The 23,630-nt window shown below is 65.5% G+C and carries 27 protein-coding genes; 17 read left to right on the top strand and 10 right to left on the bottom strand.

The window, feature by feature from the left end:
• The first annotated feature begins 13 nt into the window (after positions 1-13).
• Entirely contained in the window at positions 14-418 is a 405-nt protein-coding gene (locus GGC64_RS08200; RefSeq protein ID WP_192721896.1) for a TIGR03667 family PPOX class F420-dependent oxidoreductase, read from the top strand.
• Between the two features lie 93 nt (positions 419-511).
• Here the strand turns inward: GGC64_RS08200 and GGC64_RS08195 are convergent, their stop codons facing one another.
• Positions 512-976 (bottom strand): tRNA (cytidine(34)-2'-O)-methyltransferase, encoded by a 465-nt coding sequence (locus GGC64_RS08195; protein ID WP_192721895.1) that lies wholly within the window; start codon positions 974-976, stop codon positions 512-514.
• A 15-nt stretch (positions 977-991) separates the two neighbouring features.
• On the opposite strand from GGC64_RS08195, the gene GGC64_RS08190 reads away from it, so the two are divergent.
• From GGC64_RS08190 to GGC64_RS08160, 7 genes are all read left to right on the top strand, one after another.
• Positions 992-1,597, top strand: coding sequence for a bifunctional 2-polyprenyl-6-hydroxyphenol methylase/3-demethylubiquinol 3-O-methyltransferase UbiG (locus GGC64_RS08190; protein ID WP_192721894.1), 606 nt, complete (start codon positions 992-994; stop codon positions 1,595-1,597).
• A gap of 240 nt (positions 1,598-1,837) precedes the next feature.
• Complete coding sequence (locus GGC64_RS08185; RefSeq protein ID WP_192721893.1) at positions 1,838-4,717, top strand: ATP-binding protein; 2,880 nt, start codon at positions 1,838-1,840, stop codon at positions 4,715-4,717.
• Complete coding sequence (locus GGC64_RS08180) at positions 4,714-5,130, top strand: roadblock/LC7 domain-containing protein (protein WP_192721892.1); 417 nt, start codon at positions 4,714-4,716, stop codon at positions 5,128-5,130. Before GGC64_RS08185 ends, GGC64_RS08180 begins: the two co-directional genes overlap by 4 nt.
• Positions 5,131-5,137: 7 nt before the next feature.
• The gene (locus tag GGC64_RS08175) at positions 5,138-5,512 is read left to right on the top strand and encodes a DUF742 domain-containing protein (protein ID WP_192721891.1); all 375 of its coding nucleotides are present in this window, start codon (positions 5,138-5,140) and stop codon (positions 5,510-5,512) included.
• Positions 5,493-6,074 carry an ATP/GTP-binding protein gene (locus GGC64_RS08170; protein ID WP_192721890.1) on the top strand — a complete coding sequence of 194 codons (582 nt, stop codon included), beginning with the start codon at positions 5,493-5,495 and terminating at the stop codon, positions 6,072-6,074. The genes GGC64_RS08175 and GGC64_RS08170 overlap by 20 nt, the downstream gene beginning before the upstream one ends.
• On the top strand, positions 6,067-6,624 hold the full coding sequence (locus GGC64_RS08165) for a pentapeptide repeat-containing protein (RefSeq protein WP_192721889.1): 558 nt from the start codon (positions 6,067-6,069) through the stop codon (positions 6,622-6,624). The genes GGC64_RS08170 and GGC64_RS08165 overlap by 8 nt, the downstream gene beginning before the upstream one ends.
• A gap of 137 nt (positions 6,625-6,761) precedes the next feature.
• Complete coding sequence (locus GGC64_RS08160) at positions 6,762-6,935, top strand: hypothetical protein (protein ID WP_192721888.1); 174 nt, start codon at positions 6,762-6,764, stop codon at positions 6,933-6,935.
• A 58-nt stretch (positions 6,936-6,993) separates the two neighbouring features.
• Here the strand turns inward: GGC64_RS08160 and GGC64_RS08155 are convergent, their stop codons facing one another.
• Positions 6,994-7,572, bottom strand: coding sequence for a TetR/AcrR family transcriptional regulator (locus tag GGC64_RS08155; RefSeq protein WP_192721887.1), 579 nt, complete (start codon positions 7,570-7,572; stop codon positions 6,994-6,996).
• Positions 7,573-7,658: 86 nt separating this feature from the next.
• On the opposite strand from GGC64_RS08155, the gene GGC64_RS08150 reads away from it, so the two are divergent.
• From GGC64_RS08150 to GGC64_RS08135, 4 genes are read left to right on the top strand one after another with little or no spacing between them, the layout of a single operon-like run.
• Entirely contained in the window at positions 7,659-8,105 is a 447-nt protein-coding gene (locus GGC64_RS08150; RefSeq protein ID WP_192721886.1) for a nitroreductase family deazaflavin-dependent oxidoreductase, read from the top strand.
• 53 nt (positions 8,106-8,158) lie between these two features.
• The gene (locus GGC64_RS08145; protein ID WP_192721885.1) at positions 8,159-9,433 is read left to right on the top strand and encodes an amidohydrolase family protein; all 1,275 of its coding nucleotides are present in this window, start codon (positions 8,159-8,161) and stop codon (positions 9,431-9,433) included.
• Between the two features lie 35 nt (positions 9,434-9,468).
• Entirely contained in the window at positions 9,469-10,383 is a 915-nt protein-coding gene (locus tag GGC64_RS08140; RefSeq protein ID WP_192721884.1) for a zinc-binding dehydrogenase, read from the top strand.
• A gap of 26 nt (positions 10,384-10,409) precedes the next feature.
• Entirely contained in the window at positions 10,410-11,588 is a 1,179-nt protein-coding gene (locus GGC64_RS08135; RefSeq protein WP_192721883.1) for an acyl-CoA dehydrogenase family protein, read from the top strand.
• 201 nt (positions 11,589-11,789) lie between these two features.
• Here the strand turns inward: GGC64_RS08135 and GGC64_RS08130 are convergent, their stop codons facing one another.
• Together GGC64_RS08130 and GGC64_RS08125 are read right to left on the bottom strand one after the other, a co-directional pair.
• A complete protein-coding gene (locus tag GGC64_RS08130) occupies positions 11,790-12,881 on the bottom strand; it encodes a hypothetical protein (protein ID WP_192721882.1) in 1,092 nt (363 codons plus the stop codon).
• Between the two features lie 347 nt (positions 12,882-13,228).
• Positions 13,229-15,850, bottom strand: coding sequence for an FHA domain-containing protein (locus GGC64_RS08125; protein ID WP_370582024.1), 2,622 nt, complete (start codon positions 15,848-15,850; stop codon positions 13,229-13,231).
• Between the two features lie 155 nt (positions 15,851-16,005).
• Between GGC64_RS08125 and GGC64_RS08120 the strand changes: the two genes are divergently transcribed.
• Positions 16,006-16,479 carry a hypothetical protein gene (locus tag GGC64_RS08120; protein WP_192721880.1) on the top strand — a complete coding sequence of 158 codons (474 nt, stop codon included), beginning with the start codon at positions 16,006-16,008 and terminating at the stop codon, positions 16,477-16,479.
• Here the strand turns inward: GGC64_RS08120 and GGC64_RS08115 are convergent.
• Entirely contained in the window at positions 16,476-17,669 is a 1,194-nt protein-coding gene (locus GGC64_RS08115) for an NADH:flavin oxidoreductase (protein WP_192721879.1), read from the bottom strand. The two genes, GGC64_RS08120 and GGC64_RS08115, sit on opposite strands and share 4 nt — an antisense overlap.
• Before the next feature lie 27 nt (positions 17,670-17,696).
• On the opposite strand from GGC64_RS08115, the gene GGC64_RS08110 reads away from it, so the two are divergent.
• Both GGC64_RS08110 and GGC64_RS08105 read left to right on the top strand, forming a co-directional pair.
• A complete protein-coding gene (locus GGC64_RS08110) occupies positions 17,697-18,548 on the top strand; it encodes a bifunctional methylenetetrahydrofolate dehydrogenase/methenyltetrahydrofolate cyclohydrolase (RefSeq protein WP_192721878.1) in 852 nt (283 codons plus the stop codon).
• 28 nt (positions 18,549-18,576) lie between these two features.
• The gene (locus GGC64_RS08105) at positions 18,577-18,870 is read left to right on the top strand and encodes a DUF3017 domain-containing protein (RefSeq protein ID WP_192721877.1); all 294 of its coding nucleotides are present in this window, start codon (positions 18,577-18,579) and stop codon (positions 18,868-18,870) included.
• Positions 18,871-18,874: 4 nt separating this feature from the next.
• Here GGC64_RS08105 and GGC64_RS08100 read toward each other — a convergent pair whose 3' ends face one another.
• The 4 genes from GGC64_RS08100 to GGC64_RS08085 form a co-directional block, all read right to left on the bottom strand.
• A complete protein-coding gene (locus GGC64_RS08100; protein ID WP_192721876.1) occupies positions 18,875-19,450 on the bottom strand; it encodes a dihydrofolate reductase family protein in 576 nt (191 codons plus the stop codon).
• Between the two features lie 77 nt (positions 19,451-19,527).
• On the bottom strand, positions 19,528-20,169 hold the full coding sequence (locus GGC64_RS08095; RefSeq protein ID WP_192721875.1) for a zeta toxin family protein: 642 nt from the start codon (positions 20,167-20,169) through the stop codon (positions 19,528-19,530).
• 9 nt (positions 20,170-20,178) lie between these two features.
• Positions 20,179-20,529 carry a type II toxin-antitoxin system Phd/YefM family antitoxin gene (locus tag GGC64_RS08090; RefSeq protein ID WP_192721874.1) on the bottom strand — a complete coding sequence of 117 codons (351 nt, stop codon included), beginning with the start codon at positions 20,527-20,529 and terminating at the stop codon, positions 20,179-20,181.
• 44 nt (positions 20,530-20,573) lie between these two features.
• The gene (locus GGC64_RS08085) at positions 20,574-20,882 is read right to left on the bottom strand and encodes a hypothetical protein (protein ID WP_192721873.1); all 309 of its coding nucleotides are present in this window, start codon (positions 20,880-20,882) and stop codon (positions 20,574-20,576) included.
• 196 nt (positions 20,883-21,078) lie between these two features.
• Between GGC64_RS08085 and GGC64_RS08080 the strand changes: the two genes are divergently transcribed.
• Together GGC64_RS08080 and GGC64_RS08075 are read left to right on the top strand one after the other, a co-directional pair.
• Entirely contained in the window at positions 21,079-21,681 is a 603-nt protein-coding gene (locus GGC64_RS08080; protein ID WP_192721872.1) for a TetR family transcriptional regulator, read from the top strand.
• A gap of 5 nt (positions 21,682-21,686) precedes the next feature.
• The gene (locus tag GGC64_RS08075) at positions 21,687-23,264 is read left to right on the top strand and encodes an FAD-dependent monooxygenase (RefSeq protein WP_192721871.1); all 1,578 of its coding nucleotides are present in this window, start codon (positions 21,687-21,689) and stop codon (positions 23,262-23,264) included.
• On the opposite strand, the gene GGC64_RS08070 is transcribed toward GGC64_RS08075, so the two are convergent.
• On the bottom strand, positions 23,188-23,613 hold the full coding sequence (locus GGC64_RS08070; protein WP_192721870.1) for a nuclear transport factor 2 family protein: 426 nt from the start codon (positions 23,611-23,613) through the stop codon (positions 23,188-23,190). The genes GGC64_RS08075 and GGC64_RS08070 overlap by 77 nt on opposite strands.
• Positions 23,614-23,630: the final 17 nt, after the last annotated feature.

The raw sequence follows: 23,630 nt of genomic DNA, 5'->3' as shown, positions 1-23,630 counted from the left end.
TTACATTCGTTTCATGGCAGTCGAATTCACGCCTGACATTTCCCGCCGACTGCGCTTCGATCATTACGGCTGGTTGACGACGGTTGCGAAATCCGGCCAGCCGGTCCCGCGGTTGGTGGGTTTCTACTTCGACGACGCCCACGTTTTCGTGTACTCCATGCCGGACGCCGCGAAGGTTCGGCATATCAAGAGCCAGCCCCGGGTCAGCCTCAATTTGGAGTCCGACGGCAACGGCTTCGGGATCGTCGTGGTGGGCGGCGTTGCGACCGTCGACGCGGTCGACGTCGACCCGCGTGCGGACCACGCCTATTGGGCCAAGTACCGCGCTGACATCGAGCGGGCCGGAATGACCGAGGCGATCGCCGCGTACAACACGCGACTGCGGATCACGATCGACAAGGTGTGGACCGGGGGCTGACGTCGAGCGTGCGCAGAATGCACACCAAATGCGGCGTGTCGGCGTGCAGACGCGCACGCTCGCGGTACTAGAGGGGGCGCGCGGTACTAGGGGTTAGACGGCGCCGCGGAAGCCCTGCTGGCGCCAGGCCTCGTAGACGGCGACGGCCGCGGCGTTCGACAGGTTCAGTGACCGCCTGCCCGCCAGCATCGGGATGCGCACCTGCACAGTGATGTGCGGGTCGGCGAGCGTCGCCGCATCAAGGCCCGTCGGTTCCGGGCCGAACATCAATACGTCGCCGGGTTGGTAGCTGACGTCGGCGAAGGAATCCGTGGCATGGGCGGTGAAGGCGTAGACCCGCGAAGGCGCCAACGCCGACCATGCCGTCGCAAGATCGCGATGCACAGTGACCGACGCCAGGTCGTGATAGTCGAGGCCGGCCCGGCGCACCTTGGGTTCGGACAAGTCGAATCCGAGCGGTTCCACCAGATGCAGTTCACATCCCGTCGCGGCCACCATCCGGATCGCGTTGCCCGTGTTGGGCGCGATACGCGGCGAGAAGAACAGCAATCTGAACACGGCGATAATGCTTGCATGGTCGAGCGGAGCATCTGGATGCAGAAGGTTGCTGCCAATCCCGGACATTCGGATTGGTACATCGAGCGCTTCCGCGCCATGGCGCGTGCCGGCGAGGATCTGGCCGGCGAGGCGCGCTTCGTCGATGCGATGGCGCCCCGTGGCGCGCGCATCCTCGACGCAGGCTGCGGCTCCGGCCGGTTGGGTGGGGCACTGGCCAAGGCCGGTCACGACGTAGTCGGCGTCGACGTCGACCCGGCGCTGATCGAAGCCGCCGAGCACGATCACCCCGGCCCGCGCTGGCTCGTCGGCGACCTCGCCGAACTCGACTTGCCCGCCCGCGGCATCGTCGAACCGTTCGACGTCATCGTGGCAGCGGGCAACGTCATGGCGTTCTTGGCTCCGAGCACCCGGGTTCAGGTGCTGCGTCGGCTGCGTGTACACCTCGCCGCCGACGGTCGCGCGGTGACCGGTTTCGGTGCGGGCCGCGATTATGAGTTCGCCGAGTTTCTCGATGACGCGGCCACGGCGGGATTGGTGCCCGATCTACTGCTGTCCACCTGGGATCTGCGGCCGTTCGCCGATGACTCCGACTTCCTTGTCGCGGTCCTTCGGGCGGTCTGAAAGATTCGTCGCTTCACCGCCCAATCATTTGCTCGGGCGTATCGAAACGGCTCGTCAGAGTGGTTATCAAGTCTGTCTGTTCAGTAAGAATTGTGGAATCGGCTGCACATGGCTGTCATACTCGACCAATTGCCAGGCGTAGAACGCCGCCCATCGGTGGGCGAAATCAGCAGGAAGTCATATGAACGACGCTCCATTACTGAATTGCGGGCAGGCGACCGATAGCAACGGCGGCCGCCCATGACCGCGTTCTCGCAGCTGAAAAAGGCCGATGGCACGCTCGTCGATTTCGAACCAAAGCCTCAGCGGCCCGCCAAGAGACCATCGCGATGGTCGATGACGAATTGGCCGGTTCGGTGGAAAGTCTTTGCGATCGTTTTGGTGCCGTTGGTTCTCGCCGGGACGTTCGGCGGATTGCGCATCTACTCGAGTGCGACGGACGCGGCCGATTTGCGCCGGGCCGCCGATCGCGCCGAAATGGTGCCCGCGATCGAGAGCTACATGGGTGCGCTCGACGCTGCGATGCTGGCCGGTTCGACCGGTGGTGACACCCAGGCCGCGCTGAGCAAGTTCGACACCGCCCGGCAGAACCTGCAACGACGACTGACCGACACCGACGTCGTCCCCGATGTCAGCAAGGCCGTGACGACGATGATCGGCGCAGGCCAGGCGCTGATGGACAAGGTCACGGCCAACAGCATCGGGCTGCGCGATCGCGTGCAGGCCTACACCCCGATCCTGCTGACCGCCGAGGACGCCATCAACGGCTCGGTGCGGGTGGAAGACGAGCGCATCCGCGCCGAGACGCTTGGCCTGAGCCGGGCCGTCGGTGCCCGAGGCCAGATGATGATCCAGCAGCTGCTGGTGAACCTCGGCGGTGAATTGCCCGACCCCGAGTTGCGGATGTCGATGACGACAGTGGCAGGCACCGAACCGTCGACGCTGTTCGGCATGAGCCAGGTGCTCGGCATCGGCTCGCCCGAGGCGGGCAAGCTGCAGCAAGAGTTCGTCAAACGGATGGCGATCATGTCCGACCCCGCCGCCGTGCTGGTCAACAATCCGGACCTCAGCGCATCGATCCAGGCGACCAACCAGATCGCGAACGAGATGGTCGCCGACACGTCGAAGGCGGTGACGGATGCGGTGGAGCGCGAGGCCGCGGCCCAGCGCACGGCTGCGATCCGCGACGCGGCGATCGTCGTTGGCGCGATGCTGGTGGCGCTGCTGCTCGTCATCCTGGTGGCGCGATCGCTGGTGCGCCCGCTGCGGAGACTGCGCGACAGCGCACTGAAGGTCGCGCACGACGATCTGGCCCGCGAGATCGATCGAGTCCGCGCCGGTGGCGAGGCGGGCCACGTTGCGCCGATTCCGGTGTACACCTCCGAGGAGGTCGGCCAGGTCGCGCACGCCGTCGACGAGCTGCATGAGCAGGCCGTCATGTTGGCCAGTGAACAGTCCCAGCTGCAGCTGCAGGTGAGCGACATGTTCGAGACGTTGTCGCGACGCAGTCGGTCGCTGGTGGATCAGCAGCTCTCGCTGATCGACCGCCTCGAGCGCAACGAGGAGGACCCCGAGCGGCTGGAGAGCCTGTTCCGGCTTGATCACCTCGCCGCCCGGATGCGTCGCAACGGCGCCAACCTGCTGGTGCTCGCCGGTGCCAAGGTGCCGCGCGACCAGGCCGAGCCGGTCCCGGTGTCGGCGATCATCAACGCTGCCGCCTCGGAGGTCGAGGACTACACCCGCGTGGTCACCGCGACGGTGCCCGACAGCGAGGTGATCGGCGCCGTCGCAGGCGATCTGGTGCACCTGCTGGCCGAGCTTCTCGACAACGCACTGCGTTATTCGCCGCCGATCTCCCAGGTCCGTGTTTCGGCCGTGCACACCGGCAACGGCGGCCTGGTCATCGAGGTCAGCGACATCGGCATCGGCATGACCGAACCCGATCTGCGCGTGGCCAACACGCGCCTGCAGTCCGGCGGCGAAGTCAACCCGTACACCGCTCGGCACATGGGCCTGTTCGTGGTCGGGCGGCTCGCCTCGCAGCACGGGCTGGTGGTCCGGCTGCGCAGCACCATTGCAGGCGAACCGAATTCGGGTACGACCGCCGGTGTCTTCGTGCCCGGCGACTTGCTCGTCGTCGCAGGGGCTGGGCCCGATCAGTTCGGCGAACCCGAGTACGGCGCCCCCGCTGATGCCCACGCGGGCATCCACACTGCGTTGGCGCTCGACGAGGACCACGACTTCGGCGACTACGTCGAAGAACCCGGACACGAATACACCAACGGCCACGGCGACGTGCCCGTCGCGTTGTTGCCGCAACGCAATCCCGGCGCAAGCGGAATCTCCGACCTTCCTGCGTCGCTCGCCCAACCCGCCGAGGAAGAGCCCGCCGACGAGTGGCCGGCCGAAGAGCAGTGGCCCGAAGACTCGATGCCCGCGCAGACGCAAGAGGTCCCGCCTTGGGGTCAGCGCCTCGCGCCGCAGCCCGAGGCCGACCGGGCTCCGGTCGACACATCGGCGTTCTTCGCGTCGCGCGCGCAGGCCGCCAGCAACGGTGTGCCCGCTTCGCCGGAGGTCGAGGAAGCGCAGCCGCAACCCACTGCGCAAGCTCAGCCGTCTGCCGCTTCAGAGGACCCGCAACCCGAGTCGACGGGGCCTGCGGTCGAAGAGCCGTCGGCCACGGCGGGTGCCGACGACGCGATCTATCAGAAGATGCTGTCCGAATGGCTCGTCGATCCGACCGACCTGGCCAAGAGCGAGGACCTGAATTGGGAATCGGTGTGGGATCACGGCTGGTCGGCGGCCGCGGCAGCGGAGGAGGCGCCGGTCGCCGAGCACACCGAGGAAGGTCTGCCGGTTCGTGAGCCGGGCGCGCGCCTGGTCCCGGGTGCGGTCGACGTGGCAAGGCCGTCCAACGGCACTGCGCACACCAACGGCGGTGCTCACCGGAGCGACCAGGACGACGACGAGGTAGCATCGGCGGCTGAGTTCGGCGCCGGCGGAGGACCGATTCCGTCCCGCGATCCTGAGGCCGTCCGCGCAAGCATCAGCAACCATTTCGGTGGAGTGCGGGCCGGCCGATCACATGCCCAAGAGACCAGAGGAACCGATAACGAATGAACTACCCGCCACGTTCGACGCAGCGCGACTCGCTCGACTGGCTGGTCTCGAAGTTCGCCCGCGAAGTATCCGGTGTCTCGCATGCCGTGCTGGTGTCCGCCGACGGACTGCTGATGGCGGCCAGTGAACACATGCCGACCGAACGGGCCGACCAACTCGCCGCGGTCGCCTCGGGCCTCGCGAGCCTGTCGACGGGCGCCTCGCAGTTGTTCGACGGCGGATACGTGCTGCAGTCGGTTGTCGAGATGGAGAACGGCTATCTGCTGCTGATGCGTGTCGGCGACGGCTCCAACCTTGCGACGCTGGCCACCCGTAACTGCGACATCGGCCAAATCGGTTACGAGATGGCCATTTTGGTGGAGCGAGTAGGCGCCATGGTCCAGTCGGCACGACGCTCCCCGCAGCACTCGTGAGTGGCCTATGGAAAATTGGGAGTCAGGCGACACGGCCGAACCGCAGCTGGTCCGGCCGTACACCCTGACGGCCGGCCGCACCGATTCCCGCGTCAACCTGCCGCTCGAGGCGCCGATCGAGACCGTGCTTTTGCCGCCGAAAGCGCCGCGCTGGCCTGGCAACGACGTACGCGGCCGGATGCTGTCAATGTGCGCAGACAGCCCGTCGGTCGCCGAAATTGCCGCTGTCTTATCGCTGCCTCTCGGCGTGGCGCGCGTGCTTATCGGTGACCTCGTGACGCAAGGTTATCTACGGGTGCACACGACCCTGGGTGATTCCACCACCATCGATGAACGACGTGAATTGATAGGAAGGACGCTGCGTGGCCTTCGAGCGCTCTGAGGGGCGGGACACCGCCTCGACGAAGATCGTCATCTCCGGTGGCTTCGGCGCCGGCAAGACGACGTTCGTGGGTGCGGTTTCCGAAATCATGCCGCTGCGCACCGAGGCGTTGGTGACCAACGCGTCTGCGGGCGTCGATGGGCTCGAGCTGACCCCGACGAAGAACACCACCACCGTGGCGATGGACTTCGGCCGCATCACGCTCGCCGAGGATTTGGTGCTGTACCTGTTCGGCACACCGGGGCAGCGCCGGTTCTGGTTCATGTGGGACGACCTGGTGCGCGGTGCCATCGGTGCCATCATCCTGGTCGACGTGCGACGGCTGGCGGACAGCTTCGCCGCGGTCGACTTCTTCGAGGCGCGCAAGCTGCCGTTCCTGATCGCGATCAACGAATTCGACGGGGCGCCAAAGCATCCCGCTCAGGCGGTGCGCAAGGCGTTGGCGCTGCGCGAGGACATTCCGATCATCACCGTCGATGCGCGCGACCGCCATTCGACCAAGGCTGCGTTGATCGCCATCACCGAGTATGCGCTGAATAGCCTGACCCCAGTTCGTGGCTGACGAGGTTTGGGCCGAGCGCGAGTTCAACGGTCACGACTTTCGTGACGAGGACCTGAGCCGGCTGCGAACCGAACGCGCAATTTTCACCGATTGCGATTTCAGCGGAGCCGACCTGTCGGAATCAGAGCACGAGGGCTCGGCTTTTCGCAATTGCACGTTCCGACGAACATCGTTGCTGCACAGCATCTTTCGGCACTGCAGTTTCTTGGGTTCGGTTTTCACCGAATGCCGCCTGCGGCCGATCAAGTTCGTCGAGGTGGATTTCACGCTGACGGTTCTTGCCGCGGCGGATCTGCGCAGCGCCGACCTGTCCGACTGCCGATTGCGCGAAGCCAGCCTGGTGGACGCGGACCTGCGCAAGGCCGTGCTGCGGCGCGCCGACCTGACCGGTGCTCGCGTACAGAACGCAAAACTGGAAGAAGCCGATCTGCGTGGCGCACGCGTTGATCCGACGCTGTGGACCACGGCGAGGTTGCGTGGCGCGAAGGTCGACATCGAGCAGGCGATGGCGTTCGCCGCTGCGCACGGTCTGGATATCCAGGGCGGCTGACTGCGTCCCGCCCGCCGAAACTGCGGATTCCTGCCAACCGGCGGTCAATTTCTGCCAGCGGGATTATCGGCTTCGCCAGCGCGTTTAACCCTACAGAGCCGTTAATGCGGTTAGAACCTACAGAGGAAGGCATCGAAATGAAGAAGTTCGGATTCGCCACCCTGATCGCCGGTGGTCTGACAGCGGCACTGCTCGGTCTCGCTGGACCGGCCCAGGCCGATATCGTCACCAACCCCGTCGCGCCTCACTACCAGGTCGACAATCACGACGACGCGAACACGACGAACGGCTTCGTCGACGTCCCGTTCTGATCGCCTACAGGCAGTAAGCAGACCGCCGATTGCGGCGGTCTGCTTGCTTGTGCGGGCGTCATGGGGCCAGGTGGCGACTGACGATGGGCGCGATCCGCTCGATCAGTTCTTCCATCGGCGTCGACGCGACGGGTTCGACGCGCAGGATGTGCCGGAGATACGCGATGCCCAGCAGCTGCGACATCGCAAGGTCGATGCGAAGCTCGGCGTCCGGCGCCTTGAGAGCCGCCGCGATGTGCGCGTACACCTGTCCTTGGATGAATTGGCGCACCAGGTTCGCCGACTCCTCGTGAGTTGCCGCCCCACGCAGAATCGCCAGCAGTGGCGCACGGGATTCCGGTTGCTCCCACGCCTCGAAGAACACCCGCGTCAGGCGCTCACCGATGTCGCCGCGGTCTCCCGCGGTGATGCGGGCGGCAATGTCGGCAGGCTCGAACGGCCAACCCATCGTTGCGCGGAAGAGTTCGACCTTGCTGCCGAAGTAGTGGCGGATCATCGCCGGATCGACGCCGGCGGCGGCGGCGACGTCGCGTACCGAGGTCTTGTCGTATCCGGTGTCGGCGAACAACCGCCGTGCTGCGCCGAGGATGACGTTGCGGGTATCGGTCTTGCCGCGCGGGCGTCCGATCCTGGCCATAGTGGCGAAATTCTACAGCCGTTGACTTTTGAGCGATGCATAGTTAGCGTGATGATCAGAAATTCCACAGGTGAGGAGTTTTTGATATGCCAGCACCACGATGGGTTGCCCGCGCAAACAAGATCGGCCTGAATCGCCTGACGAAATTCGTCGCCCCGTGGGCGCCCGGATGGGCAGTCGTCATCCACCGAGGACGCAAGTCGGGCCGGACGTTTGAAACCCCGCTGTGGGCCTTCCGGCGCAGGGGCGGATACGTGATCGCGCTGACGTACGGTTCCGGCGCCGACTGGGTGCGCAATGTCATGGCCGCGGAAGGCTGCCAGCTGGAGAGCAGGCGGCGCCGCTACCAAATGGGTGCACCGCGCCTCTACCGCGACGAGACCGCCTCCGACATGCCGGCGTTCATCCGCTTCATGCTGAGGCGGGTCATCAAGGCGCCGGAGTTCCTCAGCCTCGACATCGTCAGCGAGCCGGACGTCAACGTCGGACAGCGCGCAGCTCAACAAGATTCACTCCAAGGGCCCGCCGACTGATCAAATGCAACGAATCCCGCCTGCGTCGGCCCCGCGCGGGCGAGGATGAGCCCATGGCTGCTACCTGGGACACGATCGATCGCTACGTTGTCATTTCGACGGACACCCACGCGGGGGCTGATCTATACGACTACAAGCCGTACCTGCCGGCCCGGCTGCACGACGAGTTCGACGCGTGGGCAAAGACCTACGTGAGTCCGTTCGACGACCTCGTTATTGCCACTGCGCAGCGCAACTGGGACCACGACATGCGGATGTCCGAAATGGACGCCGACGGGGTTGCCGCCGAGGTGCTACTCCCCAACACGATTCCCCCGTTCTTCCCGACCACACCCAACATCACCATCAGCCTGCCGAGTACCCGCGAAGAGTTCGAAAAGCGTTGGGCAGGAGTGCAAGCGCACAATCGCTGGCAGGTCGACTTCTGTTCATTGGCCCCCACGCGCCGTAGGGGTTTGATCCAGATCTTCCCCAACGACATCGATCTGGCCCTCGAAGAGATCCGATGGGGCGCAGCGCAGGAGTGCTTCGGCGGCGTGCTCATCCCCGCCGTCTCACCCGGTGATCCGACCGTCGCCCCGCTGTTCCATACCCGCTACGAACCGATCTGGGCGCTCTGCACCGAACTCGACCTGACAGTGGTCCAGCACGCCGGAGCAGGGAGTCCGGCGATGCCGATGGATCAGCCGGCCTCCAACGCCGTACTGGTCACCGAGATGGCAATGTGGGCCCAACGCACCGTCAGCCACCTCGTCCTTGCCGGCGTCTTCGAACGGCATCCAACACTGCGGTTCGTGCCGACGGAGCAAGGCACGATGTGGCTGCAGCACCAGATGATGATGCTCGACGCGATGGTGCCGAGCATGAAATCCGAAGCAGGCAACCGCACCTATGGCGTGTTCGGCGGATCGTCGGTCGACGAGTTGACCATGGCGCCAAGCGATTACGCAAAGCGGAACTGCTACCTCGCGGCCGAACTCATGCCGTTCGAGGATTCGATGATCGACTACATGGGTGCCGATCACATCATGTGGGGCAGCGACTATCCGCACGAGGAAGGCTTCGCGCCGCATTCCAAGCTCGCTATCAGGTGGGCCTTGCACCACCGGCCCGAGGACGCCTGCCGCAAGATTCTGGCCGGCAACGCGGGGCGGTTGTACCGGTTCGATTTGGCGGCACTGGCCCCGATAGCCGCCGAGATTGGTCCGACGGTCGCCGAGGTCCATACGCCGTTGGGGGACACGGGTTACGTCGCTCCGGCCGCGTTCGGCTACCGACCATTCGAAGGTGGCCTCGCGCTGAAGCGGCTTGCGCCGGCGCGCAGCTAGGGGAATAACTGCCGCGTAGCCGGGTTGACGGTGGCATGCGAGCAGTCATCTACGACCCTCAGGCACGGGCGAACCTGCGACTTGCCGACGTCGACGAGCCCGTCGCCGCCGAATCCGAGGCGATCATCGAAGTGCGGGCAACAGCACTGAACTTCGGCGAGGTGCACTTCATCGATCGGATGCGTCAACCCGGCGAAGTACCGGGTTGGGACGCCGCGGGCGTGGTTGCTCAGGCCGCCGCGGACGGTTCTGGCCCACCGGTCGGCAGCCGCGTCGTCGGGTTCAACGGCGCGGGCGGCTGGGCGCAGCGGCGGGCGGTGCCGACGGAAAACCTTGCGGTGCTTCCGGATTCGGTGGACTTCGGCCCAGCGGCCGCTCTGCCGGTCGCGGGCGTCACAGCATTACAGGCGCTGCGCAGGCTCGGGCCGGTGGTCGGGCGTCGGGTGCTGATCACGGGAGCATCGGGCGGCGTCGGCCGCTTCGCGGTTCAGCTGGCGGCACGGGCGGGCGCACACGTGATCGCGGCGGTCGGTTCTGCGGCACGCGGGGCCGGTCTGAGCGACCTCGGCGCGGCGGAGGTCGTCGTCGGGCTGGCGGATGTCACCGAGCCCGTCTTCGGCGTTCTGGACAACGTCGGCGGACAACTGCTCGCTGATGCGTTCCGTCTCGTCGACGACGGTGGCTCAGCGCAATCCATCGGGATGGCGTCGAACCAACCCACGACCATCGACTTCGAGGCCGAGCGACAGTTCGGCGTGCACAAGCGGTTGGAACCGTTCACCGTTGGCGCGCCGTTCGGGCCGGATCTCGGGTATCTGGTGGAACTGTTGGTCGCCGGCGAGATCGATCCGCAGATCGGATTGCGGACGTCATGGGACGAGGTAGCGGACGCGGCCGAGGCGCTGCTCGACCGTCGGGTCGCAGGCAAGGCGGTTTTGGACGTGGTCTGAGCCGCGACAGGATACGGTCATCGACCATGACGTCGACATTGGACAGCGAGGTCGTCGCGCGGGCGCGCGGAATGCGCGAGCTGGTGCGAGCACAGGCCGCCGAGTCGGAGCGATTGCGGACCTTGTCGCCCGCCATCGTCGACGAGATGTGGGCGAGTGCCTTGATGTCGTCGTTCAATCCCGTCGCGGCGGGTGGCGTCGAGCCGACGTTCGCCGAGATGATCGAGACGTGGATCGAAATGGCTTGGCAGGACGGCTCGTTCGGATGGTGTGGCATCGCCAACCTGCCGTCGACGTTCGCGGCAGGGGCGTATCTGCCCGACGAGGGCTTCGCCGAGGTGTTCACCGCCAACGACAACCGAATCACCATGGGCGGCCAGTTCTTTCCGAACGGGCAAGGTCATGCCGTCGACGGCGGTTACAAGTTGACGGGATCGTGGAGCTTCGGGTCGGGCACCGGCCATTCGGAGTACATCGCGGCCGGGTTCATGCCGATGGACGACGGTGAGGTCCGCTGGATCAGCGAGGGCCTGCCCGACATGCAGGTGGCGATCGTGCCGCGCGCCGACATCACTTTCACCGACGGCTGGTTTGTCCAGGGGCTCAAGGGAACTGGGTCCTATGACTACAACGCTGCGGATGTGTTCGTGCCGCAGTGCCGGACCTTTCCGTTGATGGTCCGTGAGCCGCAGCGGGGTACGTCGCCGGCGACACGCATGGGCTTGATGCCCGTCGTCGCCGCCGGGCACGCGTCGTGGGCGCTGGGGGTGGCCAAGAGCATGCTCGACGACGTCGAGGAGCTGGCCGCCACGAAGTTCCGGATGAGCGACATGGCTTCGCTGGCCAGCCGTCCGACATTTCAGAAAGGCTTGGCGCATCACGTCGCATCGTGGCGGGCCGCCCGCCTGCTGGTGCTCGACGCATTCACCACTGCGGAGTCTGCGGTGGCGGCAGGCAACGACCTCACCCCGGGGTTGCGCGCCGATATGCGGGTGGCCGCCGTCTACGCCACCGACGTGGCACGGGCATGCGGAGAGTGGGCCCATCTGGTGGCCGGCACCAGTTCGATCCGCGAAGGCAGCCGGTTGGAGCGTGCCTTCCGCGATTTGTACACCGGTACGCAGCATGCGTTCATCAGCGAGAAGGTCGCCATCGATGCGGTCCAGATCTGGCTCGGCATCCTCGAAGACCAGCCGGGCCTGTAGGCGGCGGCGACGCTGCGTCTAGCAGAGCGCCGGGACGCCGCCGATCTGCCGGTCGCCGAAAACGCTTATATGTTGCGGCCCAATCGCTGGATCAGCGCGAACAGCGTTGGCGGACAACCAAAATGATCGTCCGAAACGCCCTCGCCTCAAAAGGCAATGCAGTCGAATAGGAATCAGCACTCGGGTCTGTTTTGTCGGTAGTTATGGCAGATAGTCGACTGCGAAAGTGACATCGACGGCATAGTGCAAGTCGCCCGAAGTTGCGGGGATGTCCATCTTGAAGCTGCTGCTGGTCACCTTCTCCGAAGGCCCGTCGGGCAGATCGAGCCGCCTGCCCCGATCAATCCCACTGCCGGCAGTGTCGTCGCCCCAGGGCGCGTCATCTTCTCGCGCCCATGAGTGAACCCAGATACAGGTGCGCCCCGCAGCAACCGTCTGTGCGTCCGACTCTATGTAGGCGAAGCCCACCGTGTAAGGACGGTCGGTCTCGCCCCAGTCATCGAGGTTGGGCTCAGGGAGGTTGAACCGTTCCAATGAATTCAACGGGCCGGTGTCGGATCCCGCGGAAACCTCGAACCAGAAGTCGCCTTCACCGGTAGTCGCCCAGTCGCCGTCGTTGAATACGTGCATTTTAGGGAACTGCACCGTCAGCTTGCGTTTGAGGGAGTCCTGCTCGACATCGAGTATCTCCCAATTGCCACCAGCATCGACCACCATCGCGGTGAGGAAATAGTGATGCCCGGGTACCAGCGGCTTGAGCTCGAACATATGACTCACAGCGGGGCCGAGCGGCGCGGGAATGACGGCATCGGGATCAACCAATTTTGGGATACCGATTGCGTCGGAAACGGCCGGTGATCGACTGGCACCGGCGAGCACGAGGGTCGTCGGCTTATTGGTTTTTATTCCGTGGCTCAGCCATGTGCCCCCACCCGTGCCACTGTGATCGCTAATCAGTCTCCTTGCCGCCGGTTTCTTGAAGACCGCGACGACAACGACCTTCGTACCCACCGGGTCCGTCGAGACCGGAGTGTGCAGCGAATCGAACAATCCTGCGGTGTAAATCTCGCCGGGGCTCAGGGTGATCGAGTAATTTCCGGAGAAGTCGGCCTCATCACCTAGCCCCGTCAACGTGTGGACATTGACTTTCGTCCAACCCATCCCGGGCTTTTTCTCCCACAGTTCCTCAGCCTGTTCCTTCTTGTACTTCACATTGGTATTTCCGGTGGCCTCGGGTGGAGAGATGGTGTTGTCAACGACGATCGGATTGGGATCGGCCTTAATGGTGCTCATGGGCGTTGCTCCTGGCGTGGTGATTTTCCTGAGAGCTGATGTACCGCTCTCGTACCACTCTGTTTTTCGATCACGAAGGCGCCGCCGGCTCTGGCTCGAACGCTACGCGTCATAGGCACCGCAGGCGGCCTTTACCGATATTCGCGCGAGCGACTTGCCGGCCGAATTCGCTATTGGTCAGCCGCGTTTAAATTCAATTCCGCGGCCGCGAAACGGCCGTCCTCCCATTCGAGAACTTGGATTTTCGCCGTCAATCCCAAAAGGCCGTCGCCATGCAGCGCGAAACCCATGTGGCACAAGCTAGTTGGACACCAATTCGCACGACTCGCTGACGGCCACGCAGTGGCCTAGCCGCCCTTGAGGCGAATCTTCCAGCGCACGAAGCTGATGTAGCCGACGCAGATCGCACCGAGCATGGCCATGTTGAACCACCAAGTGCCCGCCTGGTGTTTCCAGTGCGAATCCTGCGGAGTCAGCGGACCTGGCACAAGTCTGAGCAGATCGATCGTCGACGCGGTGCTTGCGAAGCCCCAGCGGGCCGGGGTGATCCACGACAACTGATCGAGGCCGATGCGGCCGGTCACCGGAATCATGCCGCCCTGGAACACCAGCTGCGACATGATCGCGATCACCAGCAGCGGCATGATCTGCTCGTTCGACTTGGCCAGCGCCGAGAGCGCCAAACCCGTCATCGCGGCGGCCACACAGCATGCCGCGACGTCGACGTAAAGCTCCAGGGTTCGAGGGGGTATGACGGCGCCGCTGGTCACGGCTCCCGGGCCCCACTTCTTGCCCCACACGTTGATGCCGACGACGATCGCCGACTGCAACAACGCGAACCCGGCGAAGACGAAGACCTTGGCCAAGATGTACGCGGATGTCGACAGCCCAACCGCCTGCTCGCGCAGGAAGATCGCCCGCTCGCCGATGAGCGCGCGGATCGTCAGCGCAGTGCCCATGAAGATCGCGCCGACGTTCAGCAGCACCAGGATCTGTCCCGGTTCGTTGGGCGCCTCGCCGCCCTTTATCGCGGGAACGGGCACGCCGAATCCGACGTCGCCGGGCACCGACAACGACAGCACACCCATGATGAACGGCAGGAATGCCAGGAAGATGAAGTAGCCGCGATCGGAAACGATCAGCCGCATCTGACGGCGCGCGATCGTCGAAAACTGCCGTGGCAGACTGGTTTTCGTCGGCTGGCCGAGGTCTGCGGGTTTCTGCGCCGGTGGCTGCGGCGGCGGCGGGCCGTGCTGTGCGATGAACCGCTTGTTCGCGGCATCGGGATCGCTTGCGACAGTGCTGAAGATGTCGGCCCAGTTGGTGGTGCCCATCGACGCGCCGATCTGGTTCGGCGGCCCGTAGAACGCCGTCTTGCCGCCGGGAGCCAGCAGCAGCACCTGGTCGCAGACATCGAGATACGTCAGCGAGTGCGTGACAACCAGCACCACGCGGCCTGCGTCGGCCAGTTGGCGCAGCATCGTCATCACCTGACGGTCCAGCGCCGGGTCAAGGCCGGACGTCGGCTCGTCGAGGATCAGCAGCGACGGCCCGGTGAGCAGTTCCATGGCCACCGATGCGCGCTTGCGTTGGCCGCCGGACAGCTTGTCCACCCGCGTTTCGCGGTGCTTGGTCATCTCGAGTTCGTCGAGCACCTGAGCGACGACCTGGGCGCGGTCCTCCTTGGAGGTGTCCGGCGGCAGTCGAAGCTCAGCGGCATACATCAGCGCCTGGCTGACGGTCAGCTGGCCGTGCACCACGTCGTCTTGGGGCACCATGCCGATGCGGGAACGCAGCGATGCGTACTCCGCGTGAATGTCGTGGCCCTCGAACGAAACCGTGCCCGTCGTCGGATGGGTATAGCCCGCCACCAGGCGCGCGAACGTCGACTTGCCCGCGCCTGAAGGCCCGATGACCGCGGTCAGCGTGCCAGGCCGGGCGGAGATCGAGATGTTGTCCAGCAGCGTCTTGTTGCCCTCGATGGTCCATGTGACGCCATGCACCTCGAGGCCGCCGGTGCGGGTCGCTGCCTCGGTCTCGGTGCGGCGAACCAGCGTGCCGCCGCGGAAAACCAGGTCGACGTTGCCGATCGTGACGGTGTCACCGTCGTGCAGGACCGCCGACTCAACGCGCGCACCGTTGACGAAAGTGCCGTTGATGCTGCGGTTGTCGATGATCTCCGTGCCGCGGCCAGTGGTTACCAGCGTCGCGTGATGGCGGCCCGCCAGCACATCGGGAATGACGATGTCGTTGTCGGTGGCCCGCCCGATCTTGATCGACCCCGGGGGTGCCTTGGGCGCACCGCCGGGCCGCAGGATCTTGAGCATGCTCGTCGCGAGGTTGCCCTCGCTCGTGCGCGGCGCGGCCGTCGGACCCATCTGGGTGACGGACTCCAGGCTGGGCGAGGAGATCGACGGCTGCGACACGGCGGCTGGGCGGGCCTGCTGCGGTGTGCTCGGCGGATACGCCGGTCCGCTCGGATAGGAGTGCGGACCGGAGGGGTAGCGCGCCTGCTGGCCCGACGGATACACCGGCTGCTGCGGGGGAGGCGTATGCGGTCGCGACGTCGGCGGGCTCTGCATGGGGTACGCCGGGCTTGGCCGAGATGCCACCGGCACCGATGTGGTCTGCGGCGGCATGCCGGCCGATCCCTGGTGGCGACCGACCTCGAACGACAGCCCCGGACCGTCGGGGTTGCCGATGTTGACCTGCATGCCGTCGTGGATATCGGCCGTCGGGACGCGGTGGCCGTTGACGTAGAGGCCATTCAGGCTGCCGTTGTCGATCGCGACCCAGCGACCCTGGTCGAATCGCAGCACCAGGTGGGCGCGTGAGATCAGCGGGTTTCCGACGCGGACGTCGGCGCGCAGGTCGCGGCCGACCACAACGTCGTTGCCAGGCGAAAAGGTCCGCGTCGATCCCTCGTGCCGAACGGTCAGCGCGGGTGGGTTTGGTCGGCTCATCGGCACCGACTCTATCGGTCCCGGGGCCGGATGGAGTGCTGCCCGGTGGGGCGCGTCAGGTCGCCTGCCCGATGGTTGGCACTTATGCGGGCTGGTTAACTTTTCGGCCACGTCACGGCGCGTCGCGCACGCTCACAAGCGCGAGCATGCTCTGGTTAGGCATGCGGTCTGTGAAGGCCACGGCATTGCGCCACGGCAAACTGGGGCGAGCGATGCTCCCGGTGCTCTTAGTCTGCGCCGGTCTCATCGTCGCGCTGCTGCTGGCGAATCAGTTGTCAAAGGCAGGCGCCGAGCCCGGCGCGTTTGCCACCGACGATCGCGGGTTCATCGACAGGGCGGCCCGCTGCGACGGGCCGAAGTCCGCCGTCGCGCTCGGGCGTACCGAGCAATCGCTGGTGGTGATCTGCGTCGATGGCAAGGGCCACTACGAATACCGCGGTATGCGGGTGAAGGACGATTACGCGCTCAAGGTGCCCGGCGCCGGGGTGGAGGGCGGGAAGTATGTGGCCCGCAACGACAAGTTCACCTACATCTTCTCGGCGAAGGAACTGATGATCCTGCAGGGCTGGGGATGGGTGATCCACAAGGAGCCCATGGTCGCGTTCGTGGAGCCGCGAGGATCTGCAGGCGGTTAGCCGATTGCGACGCGATCCGGTGATCCGGTGACCACGCAGTGGGTGTGGCTGTAGATCGTCGACATGCAGATGTTGCAGTGCGTGCACGCCGATCGAACAGCGCTGTCGGCCTGGATGCGGTTGATCAGATCAGGTTCGGCCAGCAGCGCCCGGCCCATCGCGACGAAGTCGAACCCCTCGGCCATCGCGAGGTCCATGGTCTCGCGGTTGGTGATGCCGCCCAGCAGGATCAGCGGCATCTTCAACTCGGCGCGAAACAGCTTGGCGTCGCGCAGTAGGTACGCCTCGCGGTAGGGGTACTCGCGGAAGAACTTCTTGCCCGTCATCCGGATGCCCCACCGCAGCGGCGGTTTGAACGCATTCGCGAACTGCTTGACCGGAGCGTCGCCGCGGAACAGATACATCGGGTTGACCAGTGAGCTGCCAGCGGTCAACTCGATCGCGTCCAGGGCGCCGTCGGACTCGAGCCATTTGGCGGTCTGCAGGGACTCGTCGGTCGAAATGCCGCCGCGCACACCGTCGGACATGTTGAGTTTGGCCGTCACCGCGATCTGGTCCTTGACCGCCCGCCGCACGGCCAGCACCATGCCGCGCGCCACCTTCGCGCGGTTCTCCAGCGATCCGCCGAATTCGTCGGCGCGGCGGTTGATCAGCGGGCTGAGGAAGGAGCTAGCGAAATAGTTGTGGCCGAGGTGGATCTCGACCGCGTCGAATCCGGCGTCGATCGCGTAACGCGCCGCGTCGGCGTGCGCCTTGATGATGTTGTCGATGTCGTCTTTGGTGGCCTTCTTAGCGAAGCGCATGGAGAGCGGATTGAAGAACCGCACCGGTGCGTACGCCGTCGCTTTCGTCGACCGGGCATTGGCCACCGGCCCGGCGTGACCGATCTGCGCGCTGATCGCCGCGCCCTCGGCATGGATGGCCGCCGTGAGTTTCTGCAGGCCGGGGATGGCCTCGGGGCGCCACCAGATCACGTTGCCCTCGGTGCGCCCGCCTTTCGACACGGCCAGGTACGCGACGGTGGTCATCCCCACGCCGCCCGCTGCGGGCAGCCGGTGATAGGTGATGAGGTCGTCGGTGACGAGCGCGTTCGGCGACGACGCCTCGAACGTCGCCGCCTTGATGATGCGGTTGCGCAGCGTCACCGGGCCGAGCTTGGCTGGGGTGAACACATTCCGGGGAGTGTCCATGCAGGGGAGCCTGCCACAATGTGATCCGTGGGTGCGATGACACTGGACGGTAAGGCCACGCGCGACGAGATCTTCGTCGACCTGAAGGAACGGGTGGCGGCGCTGACCGCGGCGGGCCGGACCCCAGGGCTGGGCACGGTCCTGGTCGGTGACGACCCCGGCTCCCACGCCTACGTGCGGGGCAAGCACGCCGACTGCGCCAAGGTCGGCATCAACTCGATCCGCCGCGATCTGCCCGCCGACATCAGCCAGGCCAAGCTCGACGAGACCATCGACGAGCTCAACGCCAACCCCGAGTGCACCGGCTACATCGTGCAGCTGCCGCTGCCCAAGCACCTCAACGAGAACGCCGCTCTGGAACGTGTCGACCCGGGCAAGGACGCCGACGGGCTGCATCCGACCAATCTCGGCAGGCTGGTCCTCAACGAGCCGGCGCCGCTGCCGTGTACCCCGCGCGGCATCGTGCATCTGTTGCGCCGCTACGAGGTTGAGATCGCAGGCGCACAGGTCGTGGTGATCGGGCGTGGTGTCACCGTCGGCAGACCGCTGGGTCTGCTGCTGACGAGACGGTCGGAGAACGCGACAGTCACGTTGTGCCACACCGCAACTCGGCATCTGCCGCAGCTGACGCGCGAGGCCGACATCATCATCGCCGCCGCCGGAGTGCCCCACATGGTGACCGCCGAGATGGTGCGTCCTGGCGCCGCCGTCGTCGACGTCGGGGTGTCACGGGACGCCGAAGGAAAGTTGGTCGGCGACGTGGCGCCAGACGTGTGGGAGGTCGCCGGTCACGTATCGCCCAACCCCGGCGGTGTGGGCCCACTGACCCGCGCTTTCCTGCTGACGAATGTGGTCGAGCGCGCCGAAGCCTTGCAGTGACAGTGACGAGCGCTCGCGCGAGGAACCGATGACCTTAAAAGAGTTCGCCCGCAAGGTTTTTGGTGGGCAGTGGCCGATCCTGCTGGTCGGCGTCATCATTGCCGCCGCGTTCGGATTGGTGGTCGCAGGTTACTGGCGGCGCGGTGGACTGGTGCTCGCCATCGGCGTCGGTGTGGCCGCGGCGTTTCGGCTGGCGCTGCCCGAGGACCGGGTGGGTCTGCTGGCGGTGCGCAGCAGGACCATCGACTTCGTCACGACCGCGTCGGTCAGCGCGGCCATGCTCTACGTCGCGTGGACGATCGACCCGCTCGGCACCAGCTAGTCACTCAGACATGCAGGCTGGGGCGGTAGATGAGCTCGTGGATATGACCGTCGAGCGTCCGACTCTCGATCAACTCGAGATCGAAGTCCGCTGCGCCCGCGAAGATGGCGTCGTCGCCCGTCTGACCGGTGATGACGGGAAAGATCGTCACCTGGATGCGGTCGACCAGGCCAGCGGCCATCAGAGCCCGGTTCATCGACAGGCTGCCATGCGAACGCATCGGCACATCGGACTCGTCTTTGAGTCGTGCGACCACGTCGACGGCGTCACCGCTCACGATCGTCGCGTCCGGCCAGTCGAGAGGCCCGTTCAAAGTTGTGGACACGACGGTCGCCGGCAGGCTCCTCATGCGGGTCACCCATGGGTCGTGCACCGTCTCCTCGTCTGAGGCCAGTATCTCTGTGAACGCGCGATATGTGTTGGCGCCGAACACCATCCGCTGCTCGGCCTGATACAAGCCGAGGCGGTGGTCTAGCAGTTCGGGGCCTTGCTTACCCCAATATCCGCCCCAGTCGCCGCCGCTGACGCCGCCGTAGCCGTCGAGGCTGGAGAAGACGTCGAAGGTGTAGGTGGCGGTCATGATGCTCTCCTCGAGTGTGTGCTGGGTTTGAGAAGACAGACTGGGAACCGCGGCGAGACTCATCGCCGTTGGATTTTTCACCCCAATTTCAAGGCACCTGCGACAATCGGCTTCGCCCATTCGGAGGTCGACGAAAGGTCCGGCGGGCCAACGATGTCGCCGTGGTCGAGGTGCAAAACAAGCACCGGCCGCGGTGCCTGACCGGCCTTTGGATCGGCATCTGCGGAGTTGTCGTAGACGCGAAGTTCGGTCAGGTGTGGCAGCAACTGCACCAGATTCAGCCTGCTGTGCCGCCACCGGCGCCGGATGCTGGACTCCGGGATGTCATGACCGCCCGCCTGCACGCGGTTGCGGACCCGTTCGATGTGCAGATCGGGGCTCGCCAGTCCGACGTACCAGACGCGCACCTCGAATCCGTTGGCGGCGGCGTCGGCGAGCAGTCGCGGCATCGTGCTGCCACCGAGCGTGGTCTCGAACGCGAAGTCCTTGCGTTCGGCGATCGCTCGCTCCAGCAGCCGTCGGCCTTCATGCCATGCCGCGGCGTTGGCCTTGACCTGATCGAGGCCGGGATTCGCGGCCATCAACTTCTGAGCCGCCTCGTCGGGATTGAAATAGTCCGCGCCCGACGCACGGATCATTGCGCCACCGATGCTGCTCTTGCCCGCGCCGTTCACCCCGGCGAGGACGTACAGACGCGGTACCTGGGCCTTGCGGGCCATCCGGTCGGCTTACCGTTTGGCGCGGGCCGCCTTGACCGCCGCGCGGCCGAGTTGTTCGGGGGTGGCGTCGAATGCCGACGCCATCGCGCTCTTCGACTCCGGACTCTGCATGCGCTCGAGCAGTTGGTCGAACTCCTCGGAGAGATCGTCCAGCGCGGGTGTGCTGGCCTTGGTCAGCGCCTCGAACTCGGCGTAGGACAACAACACGGCCTTGGGCGTGTTGTGCTTGGTGATCGCGACCGCCCCGCCGAGGGAGGCCTGCTCGAAAATCGAGCCGAACTCGTTCTTGAAGCGGGTGGCGGCGACGGTCGGGACGTCGACCAGCTCGCCGTCGCGATTCCGAAAAGTCAAAGTGGCCATATCAGACATTCTAGCCATTCTATCCGAAATGGCCATTTATGGTGCTACGGGCGAGGGCACCCCAAGAATTGGCACGTGACGTTGGTGTCCTCGCCTGCGACCAAGCGCCAGCTGCCGCCAATGGCGCCGTCTTGGACTTTCAGTCCAACGATCTGAGGTGGATAGCCGCGCGACATTGCGTAGTAGTTGTGGCAGACCGTCCAGTCCCAGTCAACGTCTACAAATCCTCCGGGGACTGGCTGGCCCGGACACCAGGTATCTGCTTGGGCGACGCCGGCGCCCAGCCCGAATGCGGCCAGACCCAGAGCGCCAGACGCCACCACAGTCGTCGCGATCCGCGAAACTCGGTTCATCGTTAGTTCCCTTCGTGAGGCGCAGCCGAAGTTCTCGTCGGCAATGCGCATAGGGCCATATTCGCGTCCGGGCGCCCGCGTGGATGGGGTAATCGACTACTCCATTTCTGGCTACGAAGTGAAGCGTTCTGGCATGCTGGAAAATTGCCTGTCAGGCAATTTTGCCTACCGGGCAAGTTTTGGCTAGCCTGGTCGCATGGACACCGCGTTGGGGCTCCGCGAGCGCAAGAAACTCGGGACCCGGTGGGCTTTGAGCGACGCCGCATTGGCGCTGGCGTTGGAGCGTGGCTTGGACAACGTCACCCGCGAGGACATCGCCAACCGGGCCGGTGTCTCACTGCGGACGTTCAACAACTATTTCGCAGGCAAGTACGAGGCGATCTCCTTCCGGCAGATCGATCGCACGCGACGCAGCCTCGAGGTCTTCCGGGAGCGGCCCGCCGACGAGCCGCTGTGGTCGGCGATCACCGAATCCATGCTCGCGCCGCTCGAGGCTGCAGGCGCAACCGACGTCAGGCCGACTCCTGAGGAACTGGCCGTCATCCGTGAGCTCCTGTCCGCCCGGGACATGCGGGCCGCGCTGACGCGGCACCTCTTCGAGGACTGGGTCGATGCGATCGCCGAACGCACCGGGACCGATCCCGTTCGCGATATGTATCCGCGGCTTGTCGCCGCCGTCGTTCGCGCGGTCGGTGAAACGGCAATGGAGACCTACGCCAATGCCGATCCGCCGGTGGCCTATACCGAACTCCTTCGCCGCGGCTTGACCGATGTCGCGGCCGGACTGCCCGAAAGGTAATGCCGATGTCAGAAAACCAAGTGTCCGTTGTCATTTCAGGCGCCGGGCCGAACGGTTTGATGCTGGCGTGCGAACTGGCGCTGGCCGGTGTGCGGCCGGTGGTGCTCGAGCGACTGCCCGCGCCCAGCGACGAGCCCAAGGCCAACGGCATGGTCGGCCAGGTCATTCGGCTACTGGACATGCGTGGCCTGTACGAACGGTTCACGGGTTCAACCGAGCCGCCGAAGCCGCTGCCCGAGTGGATCTTCAGCGGCATGTCCGTGCCGCTGTTCGGCATGGCGGACAACCCGATGTACGCACTGATGATGGGCCAGCCGCAGCTTGTCCGACACCTCGACGCGCGCGCCCGTGAACTCGGCGTCGACATCCGCTGGGGCCACGAGTTGATCGGCCTCGAATCCCGTTCGGACGGTGTCAAAGTCAACGTCTCGACCTCCGACGAAACATACACATTGGAGGCCACCTACCTTGTCGGCGCCGACGGCGGCCGCAGCACGGTCCGCAAGATGGTGGGCATCGACTTCCCCGGTCACACGTCGAACACTGTCGCGCGGATCGCCCACGTGCGTCTGCCTGACGAAGTCCGCACCGCCAGCGGCGATATCGAGTTGCCCGGTGTGGGCCGGCTGCCCTTCGGTCACAACCGGCTCGACAACGGTGGGCTGATCTATGCCCCGTTCGAACCCGACCGCCCGATGGTCGGCACGATCGAGTTCGGCAATCCTGCTGACGAGGCTGTGCCGATGACCATCGACGAACTGCGCGACAGCGCGCGGCGGGTGCTCGGTGTCGACCTGCCCATGGAATTGCCTGACGACGGCAAGCCAAATGCGCTGCGCCGCATCGCTGGTCAGAACAGCCGGCAAGCCGACCGCTATCGCGTCGGAAACGTCTTTCTGGTTGGTGATTCCGCGCACGTGCACTCGGCGATGGGCGGACCCGGCTTGAATCTCGGTTTGCAGGATGCGATGAACCTCGGCTGGAAACTGGCCGCCGCGGTCGACGGCCGGGCCCCCGAGGATCTGCTCGACACCTACCAGAGCGAGCGGTATCCAGTCGGCGAACGGGTGATGATGCACTCCATGTCGCAGACCGCTCTCTTTGGCCCCGGACCCGAGATCGGCGCTCTGCGAAAGCTTTTCAACGAGCTCCTGCAACTGCCGAGCGTCGCCGAGCACATGGCGCACCTGCTCGCGGGCTCCGACGTGGCCTACGACACCGGTGACAGCCATCCGCTATCGGGTCGGCTGGTGCCGGACGTGACGCTTGGCGACGGACGTCGCGTCAGCGAGCTGCTGCATCACGCCCGTCCGGTCCTGCTCGACCTGTCCGGCGGACGCATCGGCCAGACCGTCGATCGGATCGATGTCGTGACAGGCGAGGTGCCGGACTTCGCGGCCTGTGCGCTGCTCATCAGACCCGATGGCTATGTCGCTTGGGCGGCGGACACTTTCGACGTCGACGCGGAGCGCCGGTTGCGTGACGCGCTGCAGCGGTGGTTCGGTGTCAGCGCCGCAGGGCGCGGCGAAGTACGCCGGGGTGGCGAGCGATCTTCGGCCCCAGCAGAAGAGCGAACAGCGTGATGGCCAGCCATGGCTTGAGGTGAGGGCGGATCCGCACGATCAGCCCCGCATCGTCAAGCTCGAGCACCATCGCGTCGGTGATCGTGACGCCGGCAATGCGCGCATCGCTCACCGCTACTCGCGTCGTGCCCTCGCCGATGACCTCGCGCCAGACAAGGTTGGACAGCCCGCCGTAGACGGCACCGAGTAGCACCCGCAGGTCATCGCGCCCGCGGAAGACCATGCGGCCGAACAGCGGAGAGGCCAGTTCGGCATCGGGCGCAAGGGCGCTCACCATTTGGTCGATGTCGCGGGCCTTGGTGGCCGCCAAGAAGGCAGCAACTGCGTCATCGGTTTGGATGTGTGCCATGCACCCAACGTAACCAG

This window comes from Mycobacterium sp. OAS707 (genome assembly GCF_014873705.1).
Classification (GTDB): domain Bacteria; phylum Actinomycetota; class Actinomycetes; order Mycobacteriales; family Mycobacteriaceae; genus Mycobacterium.
The sequence above is the reverse complement of the archived record's forward strand: the minus strand, read 5'-3'. Positions and strand labels throughout refer to the sequence as shown.

Excerpts from the sequence above, each read along its gene's own strand:
- GGC64_RS08200 (WP_192721896.1), top strand. The coding sequence starts at position 14 with ATGGCAGTCGAATTCACGCCTGACATTTCCCGCCGACTGCGCTTCGAT.
- GGC64_RS08190 (WP_192721894.1), top strand. The coding sequence starts at position 992 with ATGGTCGAGCGGAGCATCTGGATGCAGAAGGTTGCTGCCAATCCCGGA.
- GGC64_RS08185 (WP_192721893.1), top strand. The coding sequence starts at position 1,838 with ATGACCGCGTTCTCGCAGCTGAAAAAGGCCGATGGCACGCTCGTCGAT.
- GGC64_RS08180 (WP_192721892.1), top strand. The coding sequence starts at position 4,714 with ATGAACTACCCGCCACGTTCGACGCAGCGCGACTCGCTCGACTGGCTG.
- GGC64_RS08175 (WP_192721891.1), top strand. The coding sequence starts at position 5,138 with ATGGAAAATTGGGAGTCAGGCGACACGGCCGAACCGCAGCTGGTCCGG.
- GGC64_RS08160 (WP_192721888.1), top strand. The coding sequence starts at position 6,762 with ATGAAGAAGTTCGGATTCGCCACCCTGATCGCCGGTGGTCTGACAGCG.
- GGC64_RS08155 (WP_192721887.1), bottom strand. The coding sequence starts at position 7,572 with ATGGCCAGGATCGGACGCCCGCGCGGCAAGACCGATACCCGCAACGTC.
- GGC64_RS08150 (WP_192721886.1), top strand. The coding sequence starts at position 7,659 with ATGCCAGCACCACGATGGGTTGCCCGCGCAAACAAGATCGGCCTGAAT.
- GGC64_RS08145 (WP_192721885.1), top strand. The coding sequence starts at position 8,159 with ATGGCTGCTACCTGGGACACGATCGATCGCTACGTTGTCATTTCGACG.
- GGC64_RS08140 (WP_192721884.1), top strand. The coding sequence starts at position 9,469 with ATGCGAGCAGTCATCTACGACCCTCAGGCACGGGCGAACCTGCGACTT.
- GGC64_RS08135 (WP_192721883.1), top strand. The coding sequence starts at position 10,410 with ATGACGTCGACATTGGACAGCGAGGTCGTCGCGCGGGCGCGCGGAATG.
- GGC64_RS08130 (WP_192721882.1), bottom strand. The coding sequence starts at position 12,881 with ATGAGCACCATTAAGGCCGATCCCAATCCGATCGTCGTTGACAACACC.
- GGC64_RS08120 (WP_192721880.1), top strand. The coding sequence starts at position 16,006 with ATGCGGTCTGTGAAGGCCACGGCATTGCGCCACGGCAAACTGGGGCGA.
- GGC64_RS08115 (WP_192721879.1), bottom strand. The coding sequence starts at position 17,669 with ATGGACACTCCCCGGAATGTGTTCACCCCAGCCAAGCTCGGCCCGGTG.
- GGC64_RS08105 (WP_192721877.1), top strand. The coding sequence starts at position 18,577 with ATGACCTTAAAAGAGTTCGCCCGCAAGGTTTTTGGTGGGCAGTGGCCG.
- GGC64_RS08100 (WP_192721876.1), bottom strand. The coding sequence starts at position 19,450 with ATGACCGCCACCTACACCTTCGACGTCTTCTCCAGCCTCGACGGCTAC.
- GGC64_RS08095 (WP_192721875.1), bottom strand. The coding sequence starts at position 20,169 with ATGGCCCGCAAGGCCCAGGTACCGCGTCTGTACGTCCTCGCCGGGGTG.
- GGC64_RS08090 (WP_192721874.1), bottom strand. The coding sequence starts at position 20,529 with ATGGCCACTTTGACTTTTCGGAATCGCGACGGCGAGCTGGTCGACGTC.
- GGC64_RS08085 (WP_192721873.1), bottom strand. The coding sequence starts at position 20,882 with ATGAACCGAGTTTCGCGGATCGCGACGACTGTGGTGGCGTCTGGCGCT.
- GGC64_RS08080 (WP_192721872.1), top strand. The coding sequence starts at position 21,079 with ATGGACACCGCGTTGGGGCTCCGCGAGCGCAAGAAACTCGGGACCCGG.
- GGC64_RS08075 (WP_192721871.1), top strand. The coding sequence starts at position 21,687 with ATGTCAGAAAACCAAGTGTCCGTTGTCATTTCAGGCGCCGGGCCGAAC.
- GGC64_RS08070 (WP_192721870.1), bottom strand. The coding sequence starts at position 23,613 with ATGGCACACATCCAAACCGATGACGCAGTTGCTGCCTTCTTGGCGGCC.